The sequence below is a fragment of the Pelomonas candidula genome (genome assembly GCF_043555985.1).
Lineage (GTDB): Bacteria > Pseudomonadota > Gammaproteobacteria > Burkholderiales > Burkholderiaceae_C > Pelomonas > Pelomonas candidula.
In genome coordinates this window covers 380,216-402,034 of the sequence record NZ_JBIGIC010000002.1, presented here as the reverse complement: position 1 = coordinate 402,034, position 21,819 = coordinate 380,216, and the positions used below count along the sequence as shown (strand labels likewise).

Here is a 21,819-nt window from a genome sequence, read left to right as displayed (position 1 = left end):
CCGCTGAAGGTACTGACCTTCTCGACGCTGTTCCCCAGCAGCGTCAAGCCCAGCCATGGCATCTTCGTCGAGACGCGGCTGCGCGAGCTGCTGAAGAGCGGCCTAGTCGAGTCACGCGTCATCGCGCCGGTGCCCTGGTTCCCATCCAAGAACCCGCGTTGGGGCGAGTACGCCAAGTTCGCCGCCGTGCCAGCCCGCGAGCAACGCAACGGCATCGACGTGCGGCATCCGCGCTACCTGCTGCTGCCCAAGGTGGGCATGACCTCGGCGCCGCTGACGCTGGCGTTGGGCGCGAAAGCCGCGGTGCAGCAACTCATCGACGAGGGTTTCGACTTTGACCTCATCGACGCGCACTACTACTACCCCGACGGTGTCGCGGCGGCCTTGCTGGCCAAGTGGTTCGACAAGCCGCTGACCATCACCGCCCGCGGCACCGACCTGAACCTGATCCCGCAGTACCCGTTGCCCAAGCGCATGATCGAGTGGGCCGCCCACCGTGCCGCTGGCTCCATCGGTGTCTGCGCCGCGTTGATGGACGTGCTGCGCGGCTGGGGCCATGAGCCGGCCAAGCTGCACACCCTGCGCAACGGCGTGGACCTGGAGCGCTTCCGGCCACTGCCACCGGCCGACATGCGGGTCGAGCTGGGCGTCGGTGGCGAGCCGCTGCTGCTGTCGGTGGGGCACCTGATTGAACGCAAGGGCCACCACGTTGCCATCGATGCGCTGGCTGAACTGGCCAAGGCGCGGCCCGGCGCCCGCCTCGTCATCATCGGCGAGGGCGAAGAGCGCGCGGCGTTGACGGCCCAGGCCGCGCGCCTGGGCGTTGCCGACAAGGTGCGGCTGACGGGCTCGCTGCCCAACACCGATCTGCTCAAGTGGTACAGCGCCGCCGACGTGCTGTTGCTGTGCTCCAGCCGCGAGGGCTGGGCCAATGTGCTGTTGGAATCCATGGCCTGCGGCACGCCGGTCGTGGCGACCGACATCTGGGGTACGCCGGAGGTCGTCGCGTCGCCTGCGGCGGGCCGCCTCGTGGGAGAGCGCACGGGGGCCGCGTTCGCGGCCGGCATCGAGGCACTGCTCGCCACCGGCGTGGATCGCGCCGCGACGCGCCGCTACGCCGAAGGTTTCAGCTGGCAGGCGACGACGCAGGGACAGCTCGAGCTGTTCGGCCGCATTGCGAAGAAGGCCGCCCATGCGTGACCTGGTGTTGCTCGTGATCCTCGGCTGGATCTTCATTCAGGCCTTCATGAGGCCGTGGATCGGCATCCTCGGTTGGACCTGGCTCAGCATCATGAACCCGCACCAGCTGTCGTGGGCGCTGAAGACCATGCCCTTCGCTGCCGCCATAGGCGGTGCGACGCTGATCGGCTTGTTCATATCCAAGGACAGGCGCGACTACTCGCTGAACCGCGAGAACGTCACGCTGATGATCTTCATGCTGTGGATGTGCATCACGCTGCCGTTCTCGATGATCTGGGACGAGAGCTTCGACCTGTGGAAGCGGGTCATGAAGATCGACCTGATGATCCTCGTGACCATGGTGCTGCTGCACAGCAAGCGGCACATGATGTTGCTGACGTGGGTGCTGGTCTTCTCCATCGGCTTCTTCGGCGTCAAGGGCGGCGCCTTCACGCTGCTGACGGGCGGCAGCTACAAGGTCTGGGGGCCGGAGAACACCTACATCGACGGCAACAACGAGGTCGCGCTGGCCATCGTCATCGTCATTCCGCTGATGCGCTTCCTGCAAATGCAGATGAAGGCCAGATGGGCCAAGGCGGTGATGACCATCTGCATGGTGCTGATGGCGCTCGCGGCGCTCGGCAGCCATTCGCGCGGTGCGCTGCTGGCGATCGGGGCCATGGCCCTGGTGCTGTGGTGGCGCGGCAAGAACAAGTTCGTCGGTGCGATTGTCATGGTGGTCGTTGCCGTGGCCCTGCTGTCGCTGATGCCGGCCGAGTGGTGGGAACGCATGAACACCATCAAGAGCTACCAGCAGGATGAGTCGGCGCTGGGCCGCATCAACGCCTGGGGCATGGCATGGAATCTGGCCAAGTCCAATTTCTTCGGCGGTGGCTTCTACATCTGGACCGGCGTCATCTTCGCCATCTACGGCCCTGATCCCACCGACGTTCACGCGGCCCACAGCATCTACTTCATGGTGCTGGGCGAGCAGGGCTTTGTCGGCCTGTTCCTGTTCCTGCTGCTGTTCACGATGGTCTGGTTCTCGGCAGGTGCGTTGAGGACGCAGGCGCGTGGCAAGCCCGAGACGCAGTGGCTGTCCGACCTCGGCGGCATGCTGCAGGTGAGCCTGGCCGGTTATGCGGTGGGCGGCGCTTTCCTCTCCTTGAGCTACTGGGACCTGCCTTACAACCTGCTGGTGCTGGCCGTCGTGGGCCGGCGCTGGCTGGCGCGCAAGGAATGGCTGCGCGAGAAGGATGAGCCGATCATCTACTGGCCGGAGTTCCTGAAGAAGCGCTTCGAGAAGAAGAAACACGTGCCGCTGCCATGAAACCCCTGTTCAGCCTGCTGTCCCCGCAGGGCGCGCGCGCGCGCCTGACCGTGTTGATCTTCCATCGCGTGCTGCGCGAGCCCGATCCGCTCTTTCCCGACGAGGTCGACGCGGCGTGCTTCGACGAACTGCTGGGTTGGGTCAAGTCCTGGTTCAACGTGCTGCCGCTGGATGCTGCGATCCGGCAACTGCACGACGGCAGCCTGCCTGCGCGTGCAGCGGCATTGAGCTTCGACGACGGCTATGCCGACAACCACGACGTCGCGCTGCCGCTGCTGCGCAAGCATGGCCTGCCGTGCAGCTTCTTCGTCGCCACCGGCTTTCTCGACGGTGGGCGGATGTGGAACGACACGCTGATAGAAGCCGTGCGGCTGAGCCAACTGCCCACGCTGGACCTGCGCGGCCTGGTGGACGGGCGCGGCGAGGACCTCGGCCAGCATGTGCTGGGTGACGACGCTGGCCGTCGCGCCGCGCTGGGCCGGCTCATCGAACGCGTCAAATACCTGCCGCCCGAGCCGCGCGTGGCCTGTGTGGATGCGATCGCGGCGCGCGCCGAGGTGCGCCCGCTCGACGACCTGATGATGAGCAGCGAGCAAGTGCGCGGCCTGCGTCGCGCCGGCATGCAGATCGGCGCCCACACGGTCAGCCATCCCATCCTTGCCACACTCGACCCTCGGCAGGCCGCCGACGAGATCGGCCGCAGCCGCGACGTGCTGCAGGCGCTGCTTGGCGAGAAGGTCGGTCTGTTTGCCTACCCGAACGGCAAGCCCGGGACCGACTACCTGCCCGAGGTGCATCCGGCCATCGTGCGGGAACTGGGCTTCGATGCCGCGGTCTCGACGCGCTGGGCCGCCGCCAGCCGCGGTGACGACGTCTTCCAGATCCCGCGCTTCACGCCCTGGGACCGGGGGCGGCTCAAGTTCGGTCTGCGCCTCGCCCGCAATCTCGTCAACTGATGCGCCGCGTCCTCTTCATCGCCTACCTGTATCCGCCCATTGCCAATTCGGGCACGCGGCGCAGTCTTGCGTTCGCCAATCACTTGCCCGACCTGGGCTGGGAGCCGCTGGTGCTGACGCTGGAGCCTGAGCCCCAGGTGCCGTTGGATGCCGAGCTGTTGGCCGAGGTCCGGCCAGGCACGCGTATCGAACGTGTGCCGCTTCAGAGTCGCTTGCGGGCTCGCCGCTGGGCGGGTTGGCTGCCGGGTCGACTGGGCGAGCGAGTGGTCGAGGCACTGGCCTGGCGCCTGCGCGCGAAGGCCAATGTGCCCGACGATGCTGCTGCCTGGTTGGCGCCGGCCGTCGAGCGTGCCGTGGCGTTGCATGGCAGCGTCGGTTTCGACGCGATCTACGCGACCGGTTGGCCCTGGACCGGTTTTCTGATTGCCCGCGAGGTGGCGCGCCGCACTGGCAAGCCCTACGTGCTGGACTACCGTGACCAGTGGACGCCCAGCGGCGACATGGCCTGGGAGAGCGTCTCGGCCGACCAGGCCCGCGACAACCCGGCCCTGGAGCGATTGGCTGCGAAAGATGCGGCGGCCATCGTCACCGTGACTCGGGCACTGGTCGACAGCATTGCCCGTGATTGCGGTCGCGATGGCCTGCATCTGATCACCAATGGCTTCGAGCCCAAGGACTTTGCCGGTGACGTGGCACCCATTCGCGATGGGCTGCTGCGCATCAGCTACACGGGTGTCTGGCGGCCGGGCTACGGCTTGCAGGACCTGTACGCCGCCATCGCCTTGCTGAAGGCCCAGGGGCGGCCGGAACTGGCGCGGCTGCGCGTCCAGGCGGCTGGCTTCAAGCCCGGTCATGCGGCTGAGGCTGGCGTCACAGACTGCGTGACGGAACTGGGCCCCGTGCCGCACGGCCAGGCGCTGGCGCTGATGAAGCAGGCCGATCTGCTCTATTTGCCGGTGCCGAGCGGCTACTACGCCATGGCCTCGCTGCCGGGCAAGTTGTTCGAGTACCTGGGCTGCGGTCGGCCCGTGCTGGCTGTCGTTCCCGAGCGTAGCGAGGTGGACCTCGTACTGCGCGAGACGGGCGGCGGCATGCGTTGCGAGCCCGGTGACGTGGCCGGATTGGCCCGCACGCTGCTCGGCTGGTTGCGCGGTGAAGTCAGCGTGGCGCCGCCCCGTGGCATCGATCACTACAGCCGGGCGGCCACGACGCGGCGCCTGGCGCAGGTGCTGGATGCGGCCGTTGAAGGCCGTGTGCTGGAGCCGTTGCGATGAGCGGCGTGCGCAGTGCGCTGCTGTTCTCGTTCGCGGAACGCTATGCGCTGATCGTCATCAACCTGGCGGCCAATCTGCTGATCGCCCGCCTGCTGACGCCGGCCGAGATCGGCGTCTACTCGGTGACGCTGGCCGTCATGAGCATTGCCCAGGTGCTGCGCGACTTCGGCGTTGCCAGCTATCTGATCCAGGAGAAGGAGCTCACCGACGACCATGTCCGCACGGCACTGGGCGTCACGCTGGTCATCGGTATCGGCCTGGCCGCGCTGCTGGCCGCTGCCGCGCCCTGGGTGGCGGACTTCTACCGCGAGCCGCGCATGCGCAACCTGGTCTGGCTGGCCTCGCTGAACTTCCTGCTGCTGCCGTTCTCGACGATCTCGCTGACGCTGCTGCGCCGGCGCATGGCCTTCAAGGCTGTCGCCGGCGTGAACCTCGTTGCGACGGTGGCCGGCGCGGTCACCAGCGTGGGCCTCTCCTGGGCCGGCTTCGGGCCGCTGGGCCTGGTGGCCGGCACCCTCGTCGTCAGTGCGACGACGGGCTTCGTCGCCTGGCTGGCCCAGGGCGAGCGGCGCCTGCTGCGGCCCAGCCTGTCGCACTGGCGCAGCCTGTTCAGCTTTGGCGCGCAGAGCTCGGCGGTCGGCATCGTCACGACGGTGGCCATGGACATCAACGACCTGGCCGTGGGCAAGCTGATGGGCTTCGAACCGGTCGCGTTGCTGAGCCGTGCCCAGGGGCTGATGTTCCTCTTCTACCGCGACCTGATGGGCGCCGTGCGCAACGTCGCCTACCCGGCCTATGCCAAGGCCGTCCGTGAGCAGCAGCCGATGGAGCCGCTGTATGTGGCCAGCGTCAACTTCGTCTGCGTCGTCGCCTGGCCCTTCTACGGGTTCGTGTCCCTGTACGCGCTGGAGACGCTGCGCCTGCTCTTCGGTCCGCAGTGGGACGCGGCCGCGCCGCTGGTGCCGCTGTTCTGCATTGGCGGCGCCTTCGCGGCGGTCGGCAATCTGATGGGCAACCTGACCGTCGCGATGGGGCGCATGGACCTGCTGACGCGCATGGAACTGGTCTTCCAGCCCCTGCGCGCCATCCTTATCGTCGTGGCCGCTGCCACCTGGCGCCAGCCCTGGGCCTGCGCTGCCGCGTTCGGCCTGACGCTGGTGTTGCAACTGCCCCTGATCTACGCCGTCAAGTCCAGGTTCCTGCCCAACGATTGGGGGGCGCTGCGGCGCAACCTGGCGCGCAGCTTCGCCGTGTCGGCCCTGGCTTTGGCCGTGCCGGCACTGTTGCGTGTGCTGCTGCGGCACCAGCCGGACGCCCCGATGGCCTGGTCTGGCTTCGGCCTGGCCATCGTCAGCTGCATCGTTTCATGGCTGCTGGCCCTGTCGTGGTGCCGTCATCCGTTGGCGGCAGACCCCGCGTTTGCGAGGCTGACGGGGTTCTGGCGCCGCCGCCGGCCTGACAATCCGCTCCAGATCGACAAAACCGAATGAACCGTATGCGTCCATCCCACATCCCCGTCACGGGCCGCCGGGTCCGCTTTGCGCTGATCGGCTGCGGCCGCATCGCGCAGAACCATTTCGAGGCCATCAAGACGCACGCCGAGCGGGCGGAGCTGGTGGCCGTGGCCGATGTGGACCCGGTGGCGCTGAGCGCCGCCGTCGCCAAGACCGGCGCGCGTGGTTTCGGGTCGCTGACTGAGCTGCTGGCCGCCCGGGCCGAGCTGGGCATCGATTGCGTCGTGCTGACCACGCCCAGCGGCCTGCATCCGCGCCAAGCCATCGAGGTGGCGCAGGCCGGCATCGACGTGATGACCGAGAAGCCCATGGCCACGCGCTGGCAGGATGGCCTGGCCATGGTCAAGGCCTGCGACGACGCCGGCGTGCGTCTGTTCGTCGTCAAGCAGAACCGCCGCAACTCCACGCTGCAGCTGCTCAAGCGTGCCGTGTCGGAAGGCCGCTTCGGGCGGCTCTACAACATCGCCGTCAACGTGTTCTGGACGCGCCCGCAGGCCTACTACGACAGCGCCGAATGGCGCGGCACCTGGGAGTTCGACGGCGGCGCGTTCATGAACCAGGCCAGCCACTACATCGACCTGCTGGACTGGGTCTGCGGCCCGGTCGAGAGCGTGATGGCCTACACCGGCACGCTGGCGCGCAACATCGAGGTCGAGGACAGCGGCGTGGCCGCGCTGAAGTGGCGCAACGGCGCGATGGGCACCGTCAACGTCAGCATGCTGACCTACCCGAAGAACCTCGAGGGCTCGATCACCCTCCTGGGCGAGAAGGGCTCGGTGCGTGTCGGCGGCGTCGCCGTCAACGAGATCCAGCACTGGCAGTTCGATGCGCCTCACGAGATGGACGCGCAGATTGCCGACGCCAGCTACCAGACCACGTCTGTCTACGGCTTCGGCCACCCGCTGTACTACGACAACGTCATCAACACGCTGCGCGGCGAGGCGCACCCCGAGACGGATGGCCGGGAAGGCCTGAAGTCGCTGGAGCTGCTGATCGCGATGTACATGAGCGCCCGCGACGGCAAGCGCATCAACCTGCCGCTTCACTACTGATGGCCACGACGATCCACCCCTCCGCGATCGTCGACGACGGCGCCCAGCTCGGTGACGGCTGCCGCGTCTGGCATTTCGTGCACATCAGCGCGGGTGCCCGCATCGGCGAGCGCTGCTCGTTCGGCCAGAACGTCTTCGTCGGCAACGACGTCGCCATCGGCAATAACGTCAAGATCCAGAACAACGTCTCCGTCTACGACGCCGTGACGCTGGAGGACGACGTGTTCTGCGGCCCGAGCATGGTGTTCACCAACGTCTACAACCCACGCTCCGCCGTCACGCGCAAGGACGAGTACCGCCGCACGCTGGTGAAGCAGGGCGCCACGCTGGGCGCCAACAGCACAATAGTCTGCGGCACGACCGTCGGCCGCTTCGCCTTCATCGGCGCCGGCGCCGTCATCAATCGTGACGTACCCGACTTCGCGCTGATGGTCGGCGTGCCGGCGAAGCAGATCGGCTGGATGAGCCGCTTCGGCGAGCGGCTGGAACTGCCGCTGAGCAGCGACCAGCCCATCGACGTGGCCTGCCCGAACACCAGCGACCGCTACCGCCTCAGCGGCCAGCAACTCCAACTGATCGAGAGCTGAATGGACTTCATCGACCTCAAGAGCCAGTACGCGGCCCTGCGCGACAACATCAATGCCCGCATCCAGAAGGTGCTGGACCACGGCCAGTACATCCTCGGCCCCGAGGTCAAGGAGATGGAAGCAGCGCTTGTGGCCTACAGCGGCGCCAAGCACTGCATCAGCGTCGCCAGCGGCACCGAGGCGCTGCTGATCTGCCTGATGGCGCTGGACCTGAAACCTGGCGACGAGGTCATCACCAGCCCCTTCACCTTCGCCGCGACGGCCGAGATGATCGTGCTGGCCGGTGGCGTGCCGGTGTTCGTCGACATCCAGCCCGACACGGCCAACATCGACCCGACGCTGATCGAGGCAGCTATCACGGCCAGGACCAAGGCCATCATGCCGGTCAGCCTCTACGGCCAGGTCGCCGACATGGACGCGATCAATGCCATCGCCGCCCGGCATGGGCTCGCCGTCATCGAGGACGCCGCACAGAGCTTCGGCGCCAGCTACAACGGCAAGAAGAGCTGCAACCTGTCCACCTTCGGCTGCACCAGCTTCTTCCCAAGCAAACCGCTGGGCTGCTATGGCGACGGCGGCGCCATCTTCACGAGCGACGACCAGTTCGCACAGGCCTGCCGCGAGATCCGTACGCACGGCCAGAGCCAGCGCTACCTGCACACGCGCATCGGTGTCGGTGGCCGCATGGACACGCTGCAGTGCGCCGTCGTGCTGGGCAAGCTGGACCGCTTCGAGTGGGAAGTGCGTCGCCGGCTGGCGCTGGGCGAGGCCTACAAGCAAAAGCTGCAGGCGGCCATCCCGGGCCTGCAACTGCTGGCCGTGCGCGAGGACCGTGACTGCGTCTGGGCGCAATACACCGTCTTCGTCGACGACCGCGAGGCCGTGCAGGCCCGCCTCAAGGATGCCGGCGTGCCGACGGCCGTGCACTACCCGCGCCCGCTGCATCACCAGCCGGCCTATGCCAAGTACGGCAAGCCCGAGGACTGCCCGCACAGCGTCCGCGCGGCCCAGCGCGTCATGAGCCTGCCGATGAGCCCTGATCTGACCGACGAGCAGCAGGACGAGGTCGTCCGCGCGCTGGCCCAGGCACTCGCCTGACGCCTGCGCGTGAAATTCCGGCCGGACATCGAAGGGCTGCGGGCCCTGGCCATCGTGCCGGTCGTGGTGTTCCACGCCTGGCCGGCCGCCATGCCTGGCGGCTTCATCGGCGTCGACATCTTCTTCGTCATCTCCGGCTACCTGATCACGACGCTGCTGCAGCAGCGCCTGGCGGCCGGCAAGTACACCGTCGCGTCCTTCTACGCGGCGCGCATCCGGCGCATCTTCCCGGCGCTGTTCATGATGCTGGCGCTCGTCGCGCCGGCCTGCTGGCTGCTGCTGGAGCCGGCCTCGCTGCACGAGTTCGCGCGCCTGCTCGGCGCGACGGGCCTGTTCGTCTCCAACGTCGAGCTTTACCGCACGACGGGCTATTTCGAAGGCGCGGCCGAGCTGAAGCCGCTGCTGCACACCTGGTCGCTGGCGGTCGAGGAGCAGTACTACATCCTGTTCCCGCCGCTGCTGGCGCTGTTGTGGCGCTATGCGCGCCGCGGCATCGGTGCCGTGTTGCTGGGCGTCGGGCTCGTGTCGCTGGCCTATTGCCTGCGGCTGATGCCGTACGACCCCGAGCTGGCCTTTTTCGCCGCGCCAGCCCGCACCTTCGAGCTGATGGTCGGCTCAGGCCTGGCCTGGTGGATGGGCCGCGACGCCGCGACCCCGCAGCGTCCGGCCTGGGTGGATGCGTGGGTGGGGTGGGGGGCGCTGGCAGCATTGGCGGCCGCGCTGGTGCTGATGCGTCCCGACCGCGCCTTTCCCGGCCCCGCGGCGCTGTGGCCCTGCCTGGCGACCGCGGCGCTGATCTGGGTCGGCAGCACGCGCCAGGCCGTGGCGACGCGCTGGCTGTCCGCAGCGCAGCTGCGCTGGATCGGTGCCCAATCGTTCTCGCTCTACCTGTGGCACTGGCCCATGCTGGTACTGGCGCGTCACCTGCTGCTGGACCAGCCGACGCCCGTGCAGGCCGCAGCTGCCGTGCTGCTGTCGGTGGCGCTCGCCTGGGCATCGCTGCGCTGGATCGAGACACCGGTGCGTCAGTCGCGCGTCTCGCAGCCGGTCCTGCTCGCCTGCGGCGCCGTGACGATCGCGTTGAGCCTGGTGGGTGCTTGGCTGCTGGCAGCCGCGGCGGATCACCGCGCTGCCCAGCCCGGCCCGGACGCCGCGCTGCGCGCCGGCGCCGACGATTTCAGCCCAGACCGCAAGCGCTGCCATTCCAGCGGCAATCACTGGCTCGGCTACGACGAGCGCTGCCTGTTCGGCCCCGAGGCGGCGGCCGCGACGCTGGTGGTCTGGGGCGACAGCCATGGTGTCGAGATGGCCCGCGCGCTGGGCAACCAGGTGCGGGATCGCCGCGTCGCCGAGCTGACCGGCTCGACCTGCCCGCCGGCCGTGGGCTACGTGCCGCCCGGTCGGCCGCGCTGCGACGCCGTCAACCGGGTGCTGCTGCAACGGCTGGTTGCCGACCCGCACGTCGACAGCGTGCTGCTCGCGGCGCGCTACGAGTTCTATCTGAACAGCGGCGACGCGGGCGCCTTCGAAGCGGGCCTGGCCGAGACCGTGCGCCAGCTGCGCGCGGCCGGCAAGCAGGTCCTGCTGCTCGACCCGGTGCCGACCTACCGCTACCCGATCCCGGCCGCGCTGGCGCTGCGCGAGCGCCGTGGCCAGCCGCTGGACGAGCAGGGCCAGACGGCCGCGCAGTACGCCGAGCGGCAGGCGGCGTCGCTGGCCCTTGTCGAGCGGCTGGTGGCTGCCGGCCAGGCGCAGCGCGTGCCGGTGGGCGATGTGCTATGCAGCGGTGGACGCTGCGCCGTGCGTGACGGCGAGCACAGCCTGTACTTCGACGACAACCACCTCAGCATGCGCGGCGCCGCGCTCGTTGCGGCGCGGGTGCTGTCCCAGCTTCAGGCCAGCCGGTAGTTCGGCGCGTGCTTGCGCAGCCACTGCTCCAGCATCATCAGAATCCACACCATCTCGCCGTAGTAGCCGGCGTGTTCCTTCAGGCGCTGGTTCAGCAGGCTGTCGACGAACTCAGCGCGCACGAGGCCGCGGGCGACGACGCCGCGCAGGGACTCGGCAGCGAGCGCGTTCAGCGCGGCGTCCTTCACCGCCCAGGGGCCGAAGGGCAGGCCGAAGCCGTGCTTCTTCTTCGTCAGGATCTCATCCGGCAGGAAGCCTCGCAGCGCCTCCTTGAAGAACCAGCGCAGCTTCAGGCCCTTGAGCTTGTAGCTGGTGGGCAGCTTCAGCGAGAAGTCCAGCAGCCGCGTGTCCAGCAGCGGGAAGCTCACGTCCATGCCCGCGAGGCCCGTCGTGCCGACGACCTTGGGCAGATCGTTCTCGGCCAGCGTGTAGCGCCAGTCGAAGGCCAGCATCTGGTTGACGAGGCTGGCGTCGTGCGGGCCGGCGGCCCAGGTGGCGCGCTGATGCTCGCGCGGTGAGTTGGTGTCGACGGCCGACAGGAAGGCAGGCGTGAACACTTCGGCCAGGCCCAGGCGGTCCAGCAGGTTGTAGCTCTGCATGCGGTCCGGCATCGGCACGCGGGCCTGGCGGATGTAGCTGGTGCCCTTCTTCAGCAGCGGGATGTTGCCCGTCACCGGGTTCATGAACAGCGGGTTCAGCACGCCGGCGCGCAGCGGCGACGGGATCTGGCTGTAGACGTGGAAGACGCGCTCCTTGGCGTAGCGCACGTTGCCGCCGAAGAGCTCGTCGCCGCCGTCGCCCGCCAGCAGGCGGGTGTAGCCGTCGTCGTGTGCCTTGCGGGCGCAGTAGAAGGCCGGCACGGCCGAGGAGTTGCCGAAGGGCTGGTCGTAATGGGCGGCGACGTCGGGGATGGCCGCGACAAGGTCGGCCGGCGTCACGTAGTACTCGTGGTGGTCCGCGCCGTAGGCCTTGGCGGCGATGCGGGCGTATTCCATCTCGTCGTAGCCTTCGGCCTCGAAGCCGATGGAGTAGCCCGCTGGCGCCTGGCCAGTGGTCTCGCGCAGCAGGCCGCAGACGGTGGAGCTGTCGGTGCCGCCGGACAGGAAGCAGGCGGTCTTGCCGTCGCCGGTCAGGCGGTCCTGCACGGCGCTGCGCAGGATGCCGCGGAACTCGTCGCGCAGTGCGTCGAAGCTGGGGCTGGCCTGCTCGGTGAAGTGTGGTGTCCAGTACGGCGCCACGGTCAGGCGGCCGTTCTCGAACAGCGCGTAGTGCGCCGCCGGCAGGCGCAGGATGCCGACGTAGATCGTGCGCGGCGACGGGATGCAGTGATGGAACAGGTAGTCGAACAGCGCCTGGGTGTCCAGCTCCTGGATGCCGAGCTGGCGGGCCAGCACGTCGGCACGGGTCGCAAAGTGCAGCCGGCCATCGCGCACGGCGTAGCACAGGCTGTGCACGGCGAAGCGGTCCACGGCCAGGTAGGTGCCGCCGCCCGGCAGGTCCAGCGCGACGGCGAACTCGCCGCCCACGTCCGCGGCGCAGGCGGTGCCGCGCGTGGCATAAGCCTGCTGCCAGGCCGCGAGCGCGTCAGCGGTCGGGGAGGTGAAGCGTGGGGTGCCGGAGGCGAAGGGCATGTCGGGCGGCAGGGCTTGGGCTTGCATCTTGGTCTTGGGATTCAGGCGGCCGGATTGTCCATGGGTGGCTTGGGTCGGGCGCGCAGTCGGCGCCAGGTCTCACCCATCGCCTGGCGAGCGAGGCCGGCCAGGCCGCGCAGTGTCAGCGGGTCGTAGGCGACGAGGCCGAAACGTTCGCGGCGCTGGCTCATCCATGCGGCCTTGTACGCATCGTCGCCGATGAGGTAGTCGATCTCGCGCACCTGGTCGACATCGATGGCATGTTCCATCAGCAGGGCCGTCAGCAGGGTGCCCGGCGCATGGGCCTTGTGGGCTTCATCGTAGGCAAGCTTGTAGATGTCGGCGCGCCCGTTGGCGACGATCCAGATCTGGGCGGCCACCGGCTTGTCACCCAGCCAGGCAAGCCCCAGGCGCAGCCAGCCTCGACGCGCGCACAGGCGGATCAGGTTGGGCACGAAGTCGGGGAAGGGCTCCGGGACCTTCCAGCTCTGGCCGTAGACCGTCTGGTAGGCCATGAGCGCGGACTCCAGCGCATCGCCGCCTCGCACGATCTCCAGTCGCCCGCCCTCGGCGGCGAACTTCTTGGCATTGCGCTTGATGGTACTGCGCACCTGGCCGCTGCGATCCTTGAGGTAGTCGGCCCAGTTCTGGCGGACCGGCTCGTACCAGTTGCCGAAGGCGAAGTAGCTGTGCACGCTCAGACCCGCCAGGCCGAGCGAATGTTTGAGCAGCGTGAAATCGCGCGAGGCAGGGTCCATCGGCGAGAAACGATAGGCCGCCGCACCGCGCCCCGCGCGCCGCAGCACGCGGGTCAGCGGCAGCAGGTCGTCCGCTTCGAGGCCGGCTGCCAGCGCCGGCGCGTAGATGGCGGTGTAGAAGTTGGACAGCGCGCTGACCTCCCGACCCAGCGCCCCGGCCTGTGCGACGGTGGGCAACACCGCGAGCACGCGGCCGTCACGGCGCAAGACGTGGAAACGAACCTCGTGTCCCTGTGGCTCAAGGGCATAGACGTTGTCGACGAGGTTGGCATGCCAATCGGGACCGAACTCGATATGGCGCTGCTCGGCCTCGCCCATCAAGGCCAATGCATCGGCCGGCAGTTCGCGCACGTGCGCGTAGCTGTCGACGCTGGCTCCACTGCGGTTGATCATGGCCTAGGCATCCAGCGGTTGTCCTTTGTCGTGTCGTCGCCAGCCGCGAGTACCACGCCTGTGCAGGTCGTCAATCGCTGGCAGGCCGGTGTGCTTTTACATGCTGACATGGTTGATCCAATGTGGCGATGTGACCAGGCCAGCAGGTCGGGCTCGGCGTTCGTGTGGAACTCCACAACGCCGCCCCGCGCCCGGGTGAGGGTGTGCAGCTGCCGGTGCAAGGAGGGGCTCATGGCGCGTCGGAACTCTTCAGGAAATGCGCGCCGAAACGCCTGCGTGGGCAATCGTGATCGCGTTTGAGGCCATCACACCCAGCGATCGCAGGCCGGCCGGCATGTCCGCCATGTGGAGCCGCAAACCACGGTTGAGGGGCGAGGCGGCGCCGAAGAAGTCGGGCCGTGTCATCGGCCTGCTGCCACGCGGCGATAGACCTCCAGATGGCGCCGGTAGCTCTCTTCCCAGCGGAAACCCTGGGCCCAGGCGCCTGCACGTGCCGCCTTGTCAGCGCGGGCTGCTGGGGCCAGTGTTGCGGCCTCATGCAAAGCGGCCGCCCAGGCGGTCAGGTCATTCTCCAGCACCAGCGTCGTCAACGGGCCGACCAGCTCGGTCAGGCTGCCCAGCGGGCTGAAGATCACGGGCGTGCCGGCGGCCTGGGCCTCCACGGCCGGGAAGCCGAAGCCCTCGTAGAGCGTCGGATACAGCACCGCCACCGCGTCCCGATACAGGGCCAGGAGCTCGGCATCGGACAGGAACTCGGCAAACAGCACGCGGCCCTGCAACTCCCGGGGCAAGGCCTGGCGGGCCGTCTCGCGTGCGTTGGCGCCGAAGCCGCACGCGACGAGCTTGAGCGATGGGTCGGGCTGCGCCGCCAACGTCTGAACGGCCCAGTCGAAGCGCTTGCGCTTCATCGGCCCACCGACGTAGACGGCATACCGGGCACCACCGAGCGCCTGTTGCAGCGTCGCCGGAATGGGGGCGTTGGGCGGCGCGAAGTACGCGGTCTCGATGCCGTGATGGATGACGGTGAGGCGAGGTTCCAGCTCGGGCCAGCGCGCAAGGATGTCGCGCCGCGAACACTCGCTGATGGTGATGACGTGAGCCGCGCGCTTCAGTGCCGCCGGAATGACGTGGTCCCAGTAGAGACGTTGTCCGGCGGTGTCCGGGCGCTCTTCGAACGCCAGCGTGTCATGCAGCGTGACCACGGTGGGCAGCGGCTGCCAGAGCGGCAACGCCCCCTCGGTGCAATGCAACAGCGTCAGCGGCATGCGTCGAGCGCGCATCGGCAGCCCGAGCTGTTCCCAAAGTTGCAAGCGGTCCCCGCGGAACTCGAAGATGTCCGGCGTGAAGCGGGGGCCTTCAGGGTGCAGCAGCGGGTGGCGCGGGTCGTCGGCGAAGAGATGCCAACTGATGTCGTCGCCGCTCTGGCGCAGCAGTTCCATGACGTACTTGCCCATGCCGCGCACATGGGCCGTGTTCAGGCAGCGGGCAACGAGGCCGATCTTCATGCGTTGCGTCCCATCCCCGGCAGGCATGAGCGCAGCAGCAGCTTCCAGCCTGGCCAGTGCCCCGGTTGCACGCGCAAGGCTTCCCGCACGCTGCTGCGCGCGGCATGCCGCTGACCGGCTTGCAACTGAACGTAGGCGAACTGACTCCAGCTGCTGGCCAGTTCGGCACGCACGGCGGCGACATCGGCGACGCGTCCATCCGGACCGACGAGGCCCCAGGTATCCAGGGCACGCTGCACGACACGGCCCCTATAGTTGTCGCGTGGCGCACTGCGGGTGATGCTGGCGGGGTGTTGCCGATAGAGCGCCAGTGGCCGGGCGACGCGTTCGATGCGGGTGACGCGCGAGGCACGCAGCCACAGGTCATAGTCCTCGCCGATGCGCAAGCTGGTGTCGAAGTCGCCGATCTCGTTCAGCAGGCTGCGCTGCATCAGCACGGTGGAGGTCCAGACGACGCAGTCCAGCAGCAGTTCGGGATAGAGCCAACCGGTTGCGCCGGACCATTTCGGGCCCGAGTCTTCCGTGGCCAGCCGCTGCAGCAGCGCTGATTCCGGCTCTGCAGCGTCGCTGAACCAGACTTCCCACGCCGTGTAGCTCATGCGGCAGCCGGGTGCTTTGTCCATGGCGGCGAACTGCGCGGCAAGTTTGCCCTGCAGCCAGATGTCGTCGGCATCGCAGAAGGCAACCCATTCGGCCGTCGCCGCAGCAATGCCGGCATTGCGCGCCGCGGCAACGCCGGCATTGGCGCGCCGCAACAGGCGAACCTCGGGAAAGTCCCGCTCGATCAGCGCTGCCGAGCTGTCCGTCGAGCCATCGTCGACGACGATGATTTCCAACTGGGCGCCGGACTGGGCCTGCACGGCCCGCAATGTCGATGCGATGTAGCGCTCCGCGTTGAAGCAGGGGATGACGACGCTGACTCGTGGCAGGGCGGTCATGCGTTATTGCGAAGCGGCCGAGGCGGGCGCGGCCGGCGGCGGCTCCACCCAGCGGCCGACCGACGCCAGCCGATCACGCAGTTCGCGGCGATCCGAGCCCAGGGCGATGGCACGGTGCGCCTGGATCAACGCCCGGTCGTAGTCCTTCATGTCGAAATAGAGCATCCCGGCGTTGAACTGGGTCAGCGGGCTCTCTTCCGTTTTCTCGACGACGTACTCGAGGTGACGGTGCGCGTCTTCCAGCCGGTTGTTCCGGATCAGATAGCTCACGTAGAGCATGCGCGGCACCGGGTCGTCGGGCTTGTAGCGCAGCGCCCGCTCGTAGAAGCACTCCATCGTGTACTTCGCGCCGGACGGCGGGTCGCTTTTTTCCTTCGCGACGAGGCGTTCCATGGCCAGCAGCGCCCGCGGATGGTTCGGAAAGACGCTCAGCGTGTACTTGATGTCCGCGCCGAAATTGCCGGTGGCCGACTCGGTCAGGTTCTCCGTGCTGGGCGTGAAGTGGGCAGCCTCGACCAGCTTGCGCTGATGAGGCGTCATGGTCCGGTAGTCATACGGCCCGTAGTTCCACTCCAGCGAGCCGCATTCCCTCTCGGTGTTCGCGTCCGCCGCGGCGGGCAGGGCATGGGCTGCGAACACCGAAACCATCAGATAGGGCAGGATGACTTTCATCTTCATCTCACTCGGATCTTGTCCAGCCAGCTCAGCGTGATCGCCTCGACGGTGGCCGCCTGGTGTGGGTCAGAAAAGGTGTGGTCGGCCTGCACCAGAGCTTCCCTCTGCAGTCGGGGCGTGCCCAGCAAGCCCGCCCACGCAGGCGAGGCTTCGACGTGCAGGCCGAACTCCCGCGCAGTGTAGTCATCGCCGCTGAGGATCAGTAGGGCCGGCCCGTCGAAGCCGCGCAGCCCCGCGGCCATGCGGTCCTGGAAGCTGCGGCTGTCAGACGCCTTCCTGCCGGCGCCACGGGCCAGGCGCAGGTTGCTCGCCAGCGTGCGCAGCGCGGTCCCGCCGATGCCGCCCTTCAGCAGCTTGAGCCAGAACTCGGGCTGGCGCAGCCGGCGCCAGTAGTAGTGCTTGACGTGGGTCTGGGCCAGCGTCGCGGCGGAGCGGACCCAGGGGTTGAGCAGCGCGACGCCGGCGACGCGTGCATCACGGGTCGAGTCGAGGTAGAGCAGGGCGGCCGAGGCGGCGTCGCACAGGCCCCACAGCACCACGCGCTTGAGCGCCGGGCGCGCGGCCAGCAGGGCGTCGATGGCGGCGGCGATGTCGGCATCGACGGCCAGGAAGTCACGCGTCTCGCCGGGGCTGTCGCCCATGCTGCGGTAGTCGAAGCGCAGCGCCACGAAACCGTTGGCGGCCAGGTGGCGGGCCAGCAGCGTGAACTGGCGGTGGCTGCCGGCGCGGTATTGCGGGCCGCCGACGATGATGAGCACGCCCACTTCGGCCGGCATGCCTTCGGGCTCGGCCAGGATGCCGACCAGTGGCTCACCTTCGCAGGCGAAGCGCAGCACCGACTCGTTGCCAGCGGTGCCCGGCCGCCCGAAGCCGCTGGCCGCCCCCTCGGGGGGCAGCGAGCCTGGTGAGCGTGGGGGCTGCGTCATGACAGCGCCTCCACGGTGCGGGCGATCAGTGCCGGTGCGAGTTCGATCTCGCTGGTCGCCCAGAAACCCGGGCCCTGCACGATCTGCGGACGGACCGTCCAGCCCGCGTCTTGCCAGCTCTTGATGGCCTGCTCGCTGACCGGCGTCAGCGTCGCGTCGTCGCGGGTACTGAGTTCCAGCCATTCGACGCGGCCTGGCGCGCCGGTGGGCGCGAACTTGGCTGATTCCAGGCCAGAGGCCAGTGCGGAGCCCAGCCGGTAGCCGGCAATCTCGACCGGCCTGCCGGCCGCCAGTTCGGTCTTCAACTGGTCCATCAGGCCCTTGCTGGCGCCGCTGGCCATCTCTGCAGCCAACTTCAGGCGCAGGAACTGCTGCAGTGCCAGCTTGCCGTTGGTCATCGGCTGCCAGACGAGGTGGTTCACTGGCCGGCCCCAGTCAGCCGCGGCCAGCAGCGCGCCGGCGCGCAGACTCCACAGCCACAGCGGCGCAGCATCCGAATCGGGAACACGCCGGTCCAGCTCGGCCAGCGCGAGACGCACGTCGGCCTGCCAGTCTGCCCAGCTGGCATCGCCGAAGTCGGCTGAGGAGTCCCCGCAGCCGCGCAGGTCGATCTGCAGCACGGCGTGGCCGGCCTCGGCCAGCGCGCGGCAGGCCAGGGCGGCCATGCGGCGCGATTTGTTCATCTCCTCGGCAAACGGGTGCAGGTACAGCACCTTGCTGCGAGGTGTCCCGGCTGGTGAATGGAAAAGGCACAGCCGCTGCTCGCCGTTGCCGGCGGGCAGGAAGAAGACGTCGGCGTGCGGGATCAACCCAGCCGGGCGGCGACGAAGTCCGCCAGCGAGCCGACCGTGGCGAAGGTGTCGCCGTCGATGTCGTCATCGTCGACGACCAGGCCCAGCTGCTCCTCCATCGCGGTGATCAGGCTGACCACCGCCATCGAGTCCAGCTCGGGCAGGGCGCCGAGTAGGGCGGTGTCGCGGGTGAAGGTCTGGGCGCGGCCGTTCAGGCTCAGCACGTCGTCGAGAAGCCTCTGCACATGGCCGAGGACTTGGGCGTTGTCCATCTCTAGCGTCCAAAAATCAAGCCGCGCAGTTTAGCGGCGCGCCCCCTCGCCTCCGGGGAGGGCACCCCTCGGCCTCGGGGGCGCGTGAGATACTTTTTTCACTCTGATCCGACCCTCGTCCATGCCCGAATCCACGTTGCTTCACGAGTTGGTGGCCGTTGCCGCCGAGCGCACGCCCGACGCCCCGGCCCTGACCTATGGCGCGGCGACGCTGAGCTACGGCGAGCTGGATGCCGCCGTGCGCGGCTTTGCCGGCGGCCTGATGCAGCTGGGACTGGCCCGTGGAGAACGGGTCGCGATCTACCTCGAAAAGCGCTTCGAGACCGTCGTCGCCAGCTTCGGCGCGCCGGCCGCCGGCGGCGTGTTCGTGCCGCTGAACCCGCTGCTCAAGCCCGAGCAGGTCGGCTTCATCCTGCGCGACTGCGATGTGCGCGTGCTGGTCACGTCGCCCGAGCGGCTGGCGCAGCTGGGTGATGTGCTGACGCAATGCCCCTCGCTGCGCCACGTCGTGCTGACCAGCGGTGCCGGTTCGGCGCCGGTGCCCGTGCATGACTGGGCCCAGTTGCTGGCGGTGCCTGCCGCTGCCGGACACCGCGTCATCGACACGGACATGACGGCCATCCTCTACACGTCCGGCTCCACGGGCCGGCCCAAGGGGGTCGTGCTGTCGCACCGCAACATGGTGGCCGGTGGCAAGAGCGTGGCCAGCTACCTGGAGAACCGCGCCAGCGACACGCTGCTGGCCGCGCTGCCGCTGTCCTTCGACGCCGGCTTCAGCCAGCTGACGACAGGCTTCCACAGCGGCGCGCGTGTCGTGCTGCTGAACTACCTGCTGCCTCGCGACGTGCTGAAGGCGATGGAGCGCGAGAAGGTCACGGGCCTGACCGCTGTGCCGCCGCTGTACATCCAGCTGACGCAGCTGGAGTGGCCTGCCGCCATCGACGCCAACCTGCGCTACTTCGCCAACACCGGCGGCCGCATGCCGAGGGCGACGCTGGATCTGCTGCGCGCCAAGGCGCCGTCGGCCCAGCCCTTCCTGATGTACGGGCTGACCGAGGCCTTTCGCTCGACCTACCTGCCGCCCAGCGAGGTCGACCGCCGGCCGGACTCCATCGGTAAGGCCATCCCCAACGCCGAGATCCTCGTGCTGCGCGAGGACGGCACGGAATGCGCGCCGGACGAGCCGGGCGAACTGGTGCACCGTGGCGCGCTGGTGGGCCTTGGCTACTGGAACGACGCCGAGAAGACGGCTGAGCGCTACAAGCCGCTGCCGGTCGGCGTCGGCGGGCGTGAAGGTGGCCTGCAACTGCCCGAGTTCGCCGTGTTCTCGGGCGACACGGTGAAGCGCGATGCCGAAGGCTTCCTGTACTTCGTCGGCCGCCGTGACGAGATGATGAAGACCTCGGGCTACCGCGTCAGCCCGACCGAGGTCGAAGAGGTGTTGTACGCGACCGGCCTGGTCGGCGAGTGCGTGGCCTTCGGCGTCTATCACGACACGCTGGGCCAGAGCATCCAGGTCATTGCCACGCCGCCGGAAGGCGCCGCCGAACTGGATCTGGCCGCGCTGACCGCCGCCTGCAAGGCGCGCATGCCGGCCTACATGGTGCCGCACGGCATCGATGCACGGACCGGCCCGCTGCCGCGCAACCCCAACGGCAAGATCGACCGCAAGACGCTGTCGACCGACTGGCTCGAACGAAACGCCGCATGACTGAACCCGTGATCCCGAAGCGCGCGCTGGAGCACGCCCCCGTCCTCTTCCCGCGTGACGCCAACGGCGAACTGCTCGTCGGCGGCCAGCGGCTGTCGGTGCTCGCGGAGCGCGTCGGCCAGACGCCGTTCTATGCCTACGACCGCGGGCTGTTGAAGGCTCGTGTCGCCGAGTTGCGCGCCGCGCTGCCCAAGGGCATCGAGTTGCACTACGCGATGAAGGCCAACCCGATGCCGGCGCTGGTGCAACTGATGGCTGGGCTGGTGGACGGCATCGACGTGGCGTCGGCTGGCGAGCTGCAGGTGGCGCTGAACGCCGGCGCCGACCCGCACGAGATCAGCTTCGCCGGCCCCGGCAAGCGCGACATCGAGCTGGGACAGGCGGTTGCGGCGGGCGTGCTGGTCAACGTGGAGTCGGTGCGTGAACTGGCACCGCTGGCGCGGGCATCGCAGCGCCTGGGCCTGCCGGCGCGCGTTGCCTTGCGCGTGAACCCCGACTTCGAGCTGAAGGGCTCGGGCATGCGCATGAGCGGCGGTCCCAAGCAGTTCGGCATCGACGCCGAGGCGCTGCCCGAGGTGCTGGCGGAGGTCGGCCGGCTGAGCGGTGATGGTGTGGCCTTCGAGGGCTTCCACCTATTCGCCGGCTCGCAGAACCTCAAGGCCGAGGCGATCTGCGAGGCGCAGCAGAAGAGCTACGAGCTCGCGTTGCGTCTGGCCGAGGCCGCACCGGCGCCAGTCAGGTTCCTGAACCTCGGCGGCGGCTTCGGCATTCCCTACTTCCCGGGCGAGGCGCGGCTGGACCTGTCACCCATCGCCGACAACCTCGCCGCGCTGCAGGCCCGTGCCAAGACCGATTTGCCGGCAGCCAAGCTGGTCATCGAGCTGGGCCGCTACTTCGTCGGCGAGGCGGGTGTCTACGTGAGCCGCATCGTCGACCGCAAGGTCTCGCGCGGCCAGGTTTTCCTGGTGGCGGACGGAGGCCTGCATCACCACCTGTCGGCCTCGGGCAACTTCGGCCAGGTGCTTCGCAAGAACTACCCGGCGTCCGTCGAGCCGCAAGGTCGTCGCGAGATGGCGACGGAGGCCGCCAGCGTCGTCGGCCCGCTGTGCACGCCGCTGGACTTGCTGGCCGACCGCATGGACATGGCCAAGGGCGAGATCGGTGATCTCGCGGTCGTCTACCAGAGCGGTGCTTATGGCCGCAGCGCCAGCCCCGAGGGCTTCCTGGGCCATCCGGCCTGCGTGGAAGTGCTGGTCTGAATTCGGCAGGGCCATCGGATGCAGGGCGGGTGTGACCGTCGCGAAACCCGGCGGTCGGTTCA

The 21,819-nt window shown here is 68.6% G+C and carries 20 protein-coding genes; 11 read left to right on the top strand and 9 right to left on the bottom strand.

Annotated elements, in window-relative coordinates:
- Positions 1–3 precede the first annotated feature (3 nt).
- From ACG04R_RS05410 to ACG04R_RS05370, 9 genes are read left to right on the top strand one after another with little or no spacing between them, the layout of a single operon-like run.
- Entirely contained in the window at positions 4–1,200 is a 1,197-nt protein-coding gene (locus ACG04R_RS05410) for a glycosyltransferase family 4 protein (protein ID WP_419964740.1), read from the top strand.
- Complete coding sequence (locus ACG04R_RS05405) at positions 1,193–2,509, top strand: putative O-glycosylation ligase, exosortase A system-associated (protein WP_394407020.1); 1,317 nt, start codon at positions 1,193–1,195, stop codon at positions 2,507–2,509. Before ACG04R_RS05410 ends, ACG04R_RS05405 begins: the two co-directional genes overlap by 8 nt.
- Positions 2,506–3,465: a polysaccharide deacetylase family protein gene (locus tag ACG04R_RS05400; protein ID WP_394407018.1), complete on the top strand. Its 960-nt coding sequence runs from the start codon at positions 2,506–2,508 to the stop codon at positions 3,463–3,465. The genes ACG04R_RS05405 and ACG04R_RS05400 overlap by 4 nt, the downstream gene beginning before the upstream one ends.
- A complete protein-coding gene (locus ACG04R_RS05395) occupies positions 3,465–4,739 on the top strand; it encodes a glycosyltransferase (protein ID WP_394407016.1) in 1,275 nt (424 codons plus the stop codon). Before ACG04R_RS05400 ends, ACG04R_RS05395 begins: the two co-directional genes overlap by 1 nt.
- A complete protein-coding gene (locus tag ACG04R_RS05390; RefSeq protein WP_394407014.1) occupies positions 4,736–6,229 on the top strand; it encodes a lipopolysaccharide biosynthesis protein in 1,494 nt (497 codons plus the stop codon). The genes ACG04R_RS05395 and ACG04R_RS05390 overlap by 4 nt, the downstream gene beginning before the upstream one ends.
- A gap of 5 nt (positions 6,230–6,234) precedes the next feature.
- Positions 6,235–7,305: a Gfo/Idh/MocA family protein gene (locus ACG04R_RS05385; protein WP_394407012.1), complete on the top strand. Its 1,071-nt coding sequence runs from the start codon at positions 6,235–6,237 to the stop codon at positions 7,303–7,305.
- Entirely contained in the window at positions 7,305–7,892 is a 588-nt protein-coding gene (locus tag ACG04R_RS05380; protein WP_394407010.1) for an acyltransferase, read from the top strand. Before ACG04R_RS05385 ends, ACG04R_RS05380 begins: the two co-directional genes overlap by 1 nt.
- A complete protein-coding gene (locus tag ACG04R_RS05375) occupies positions 7,893–8,990 on the top strand; it encodes a DegT/DnrJ/EryC1/StrS family aminotransferase (protein WP_394407008.1) in 1,098 nt (365 codons plus the stop codon).
- A 9-nt stretch (positions 8,991–8,999) separates the two neighbouring features.
- Entirely contained in the window at positions 9,000–10,898 is a 1,899-nt protein-coding gene (locus ACG04R_RS05370) for an acyltransferase family protein (RefSeq protein WP_394407006.1), read from the top strand.
- On the opposite strand, the gene ACG04R_RS05365 is transcribed toward ACG04R_RS05370, so the two are convergent.
- From ACG04R_RS05365 to ACG04R_RS05325, 9 genes are all read right to left on the bottom strand, one after another.
- Positions 10,883–12,556, bottom strand: coding sequence for an asparagine synthetase B family protein (locus ACG04R_RS05365; protein WP_394407004.1), 1,674 nt, complete (start codon positions 12,554–12,556; stop codon positions 10,883–10,885). The two genes, ACG04R_RS05370 and ACG04R_RS05365, sit on opposite strands and share 16 nt — an antisense overlap.
- A 14-nt stretch (positions 12,557–12,570) precedes the next feature.
- A complete protein-coding gene (locus tag ACG04R_RS05360) occupies positions 12,571–13,680 on the bottom strand; it encodes a GNAT family N-acetyltransferase (RefSeq protein ID WP_394407002.1) in 1,110 nt (369 codons plus the stop codon).
- 249 nt (positions 13,681–13,929) lie between these two features.
- On the bottom strand, positions 13,930–14,085 hold the full coding sequence (locus ACG04R_RS05355) for a hypothetical protein (protein WP_394407000.1): 156 nt from the start codon (positions 14,083–14,085) through the stop codon (positions 13,930–13,932).
- Positions 14,082–15,185 carry a glycosyltransferase gene (locus ACG04R_RS05350; RefSeq protein ID WP_394406998.1) on the bottom strand — a complete coding sequence of 368 codons (1,104 nt, stop codon included), beginning with the start codon at positions 15,183–15,185 and terminating at the stop codon, positions 14,082–14,084. Before ACG04R_RS05350 ends, ACG04R_RS05355 begins: the two co-directional genes overlap by 4 nt.
- Positions 15,182–16,123 carry a glycosyltransferase family 2 protein gene (locus ACG04R_RS05345; protein WP_394406996.1) on the bottom strand — a complete coding sequence of 314 codons (942 nt, stop codon included), beginning with the start codon at positions 16,121–16,123 and terminating at the stop codon, positions 15,182–15,184. The genes ACG04R_RS05350 and ACG04R_RS05345 overlap by 4 nt, the downstream gene beginning before the upstream one ends.
- A gap of 3 nt (positions 16,124–16,126) precedes the next feature.
- Positions 16,127–16,795: a tetratricopeptide repeat protein gene (locus ACG04R_RS05340; RefSeq protein WP_394406994.1), complete on the bottom strand. Its 669-nt coding sequence runs from the start codon at positions 16,793–16,795 to the stop codon at positions 16,127–16,129.
- 2 nt (positions 16,796–16,797) lie between these two features.
- The gene (locus ACG04R_RS05335) at positions 16,798–17,724 is read right to left on the bottom strand and encodes a hydrolase 1, exosortase A system-associated (protein WP_394406992.1); all 927 of its coding nucleotides are present in this window, start codon (positions 17,722–17,724) and stop codon (positions 16,798–16,800) included.
- Positions 17,721–18,533, bottom strand: coding sequence for a hydrolase 2, exosortase A system-associated (locus ACG04R_RS05330; protein ID WP_394406989.1), 813 nt, complete (start codon positions 18,531–18,533; stop codon positions 17,721–17,723). The genes ACG04R_RS05335 and ACG04R_RS05330 overlap by 4 nt, the downstream gene beginning before the upstream one ends.
- A complete protein-coding gene (locus ACG04R_RS05325; protein WP_394406987.1) occupies positions 18,530–18,787 on the bottom strand; it encodes an acyl carrier protein in 258 nt (85 codons plus the stop codon). The genes ACG04R_RS05330 and ACG04R_RS05325 overlap by 4 nt, the downstream gene beginning before the upstream one ends.
- A gap of 121 nt (positions 18,788–18,908) precedes the next feature.
- Between ACG04R_RS05325 and ACG04R_RS05320 the strand changes: the two genes are divergently transcribed.
- Both ACG04R_RS05320 and ACG04R_RS05315 read left to right on the top strand, forming a co-directional pair.
- Entirely contained in the window at positions 18,909–20,498 is a 1,590-nt protein-coding gene (locus tag ACG04R_RS05320; RefSeq protein WP_394406985.1) for an acyl-CoA ligase (AMP-forming), exosortase A system-associated, read from the top strand.
- Positions 20,495–21,757 carry a pyridoxal-dependent decarboxylase, exosortase A system-associated gene (locus ACG04R_RS05315; protein WP_394406984.1) on the top strand — a complete coding sequence of 421 codons (1,263 nt, stop codon included), beginning with the start codon at positions 20,495–20,497 and terminating at the stop codon, positions 21,755–21,757. Before ACG04R_RS05320 ends, ACG04R_RS05315 begins: the two co-directional genes overlap by 4 nt.
- Positions 21,758–21,819: the final 62 nt, after the last annotated feature.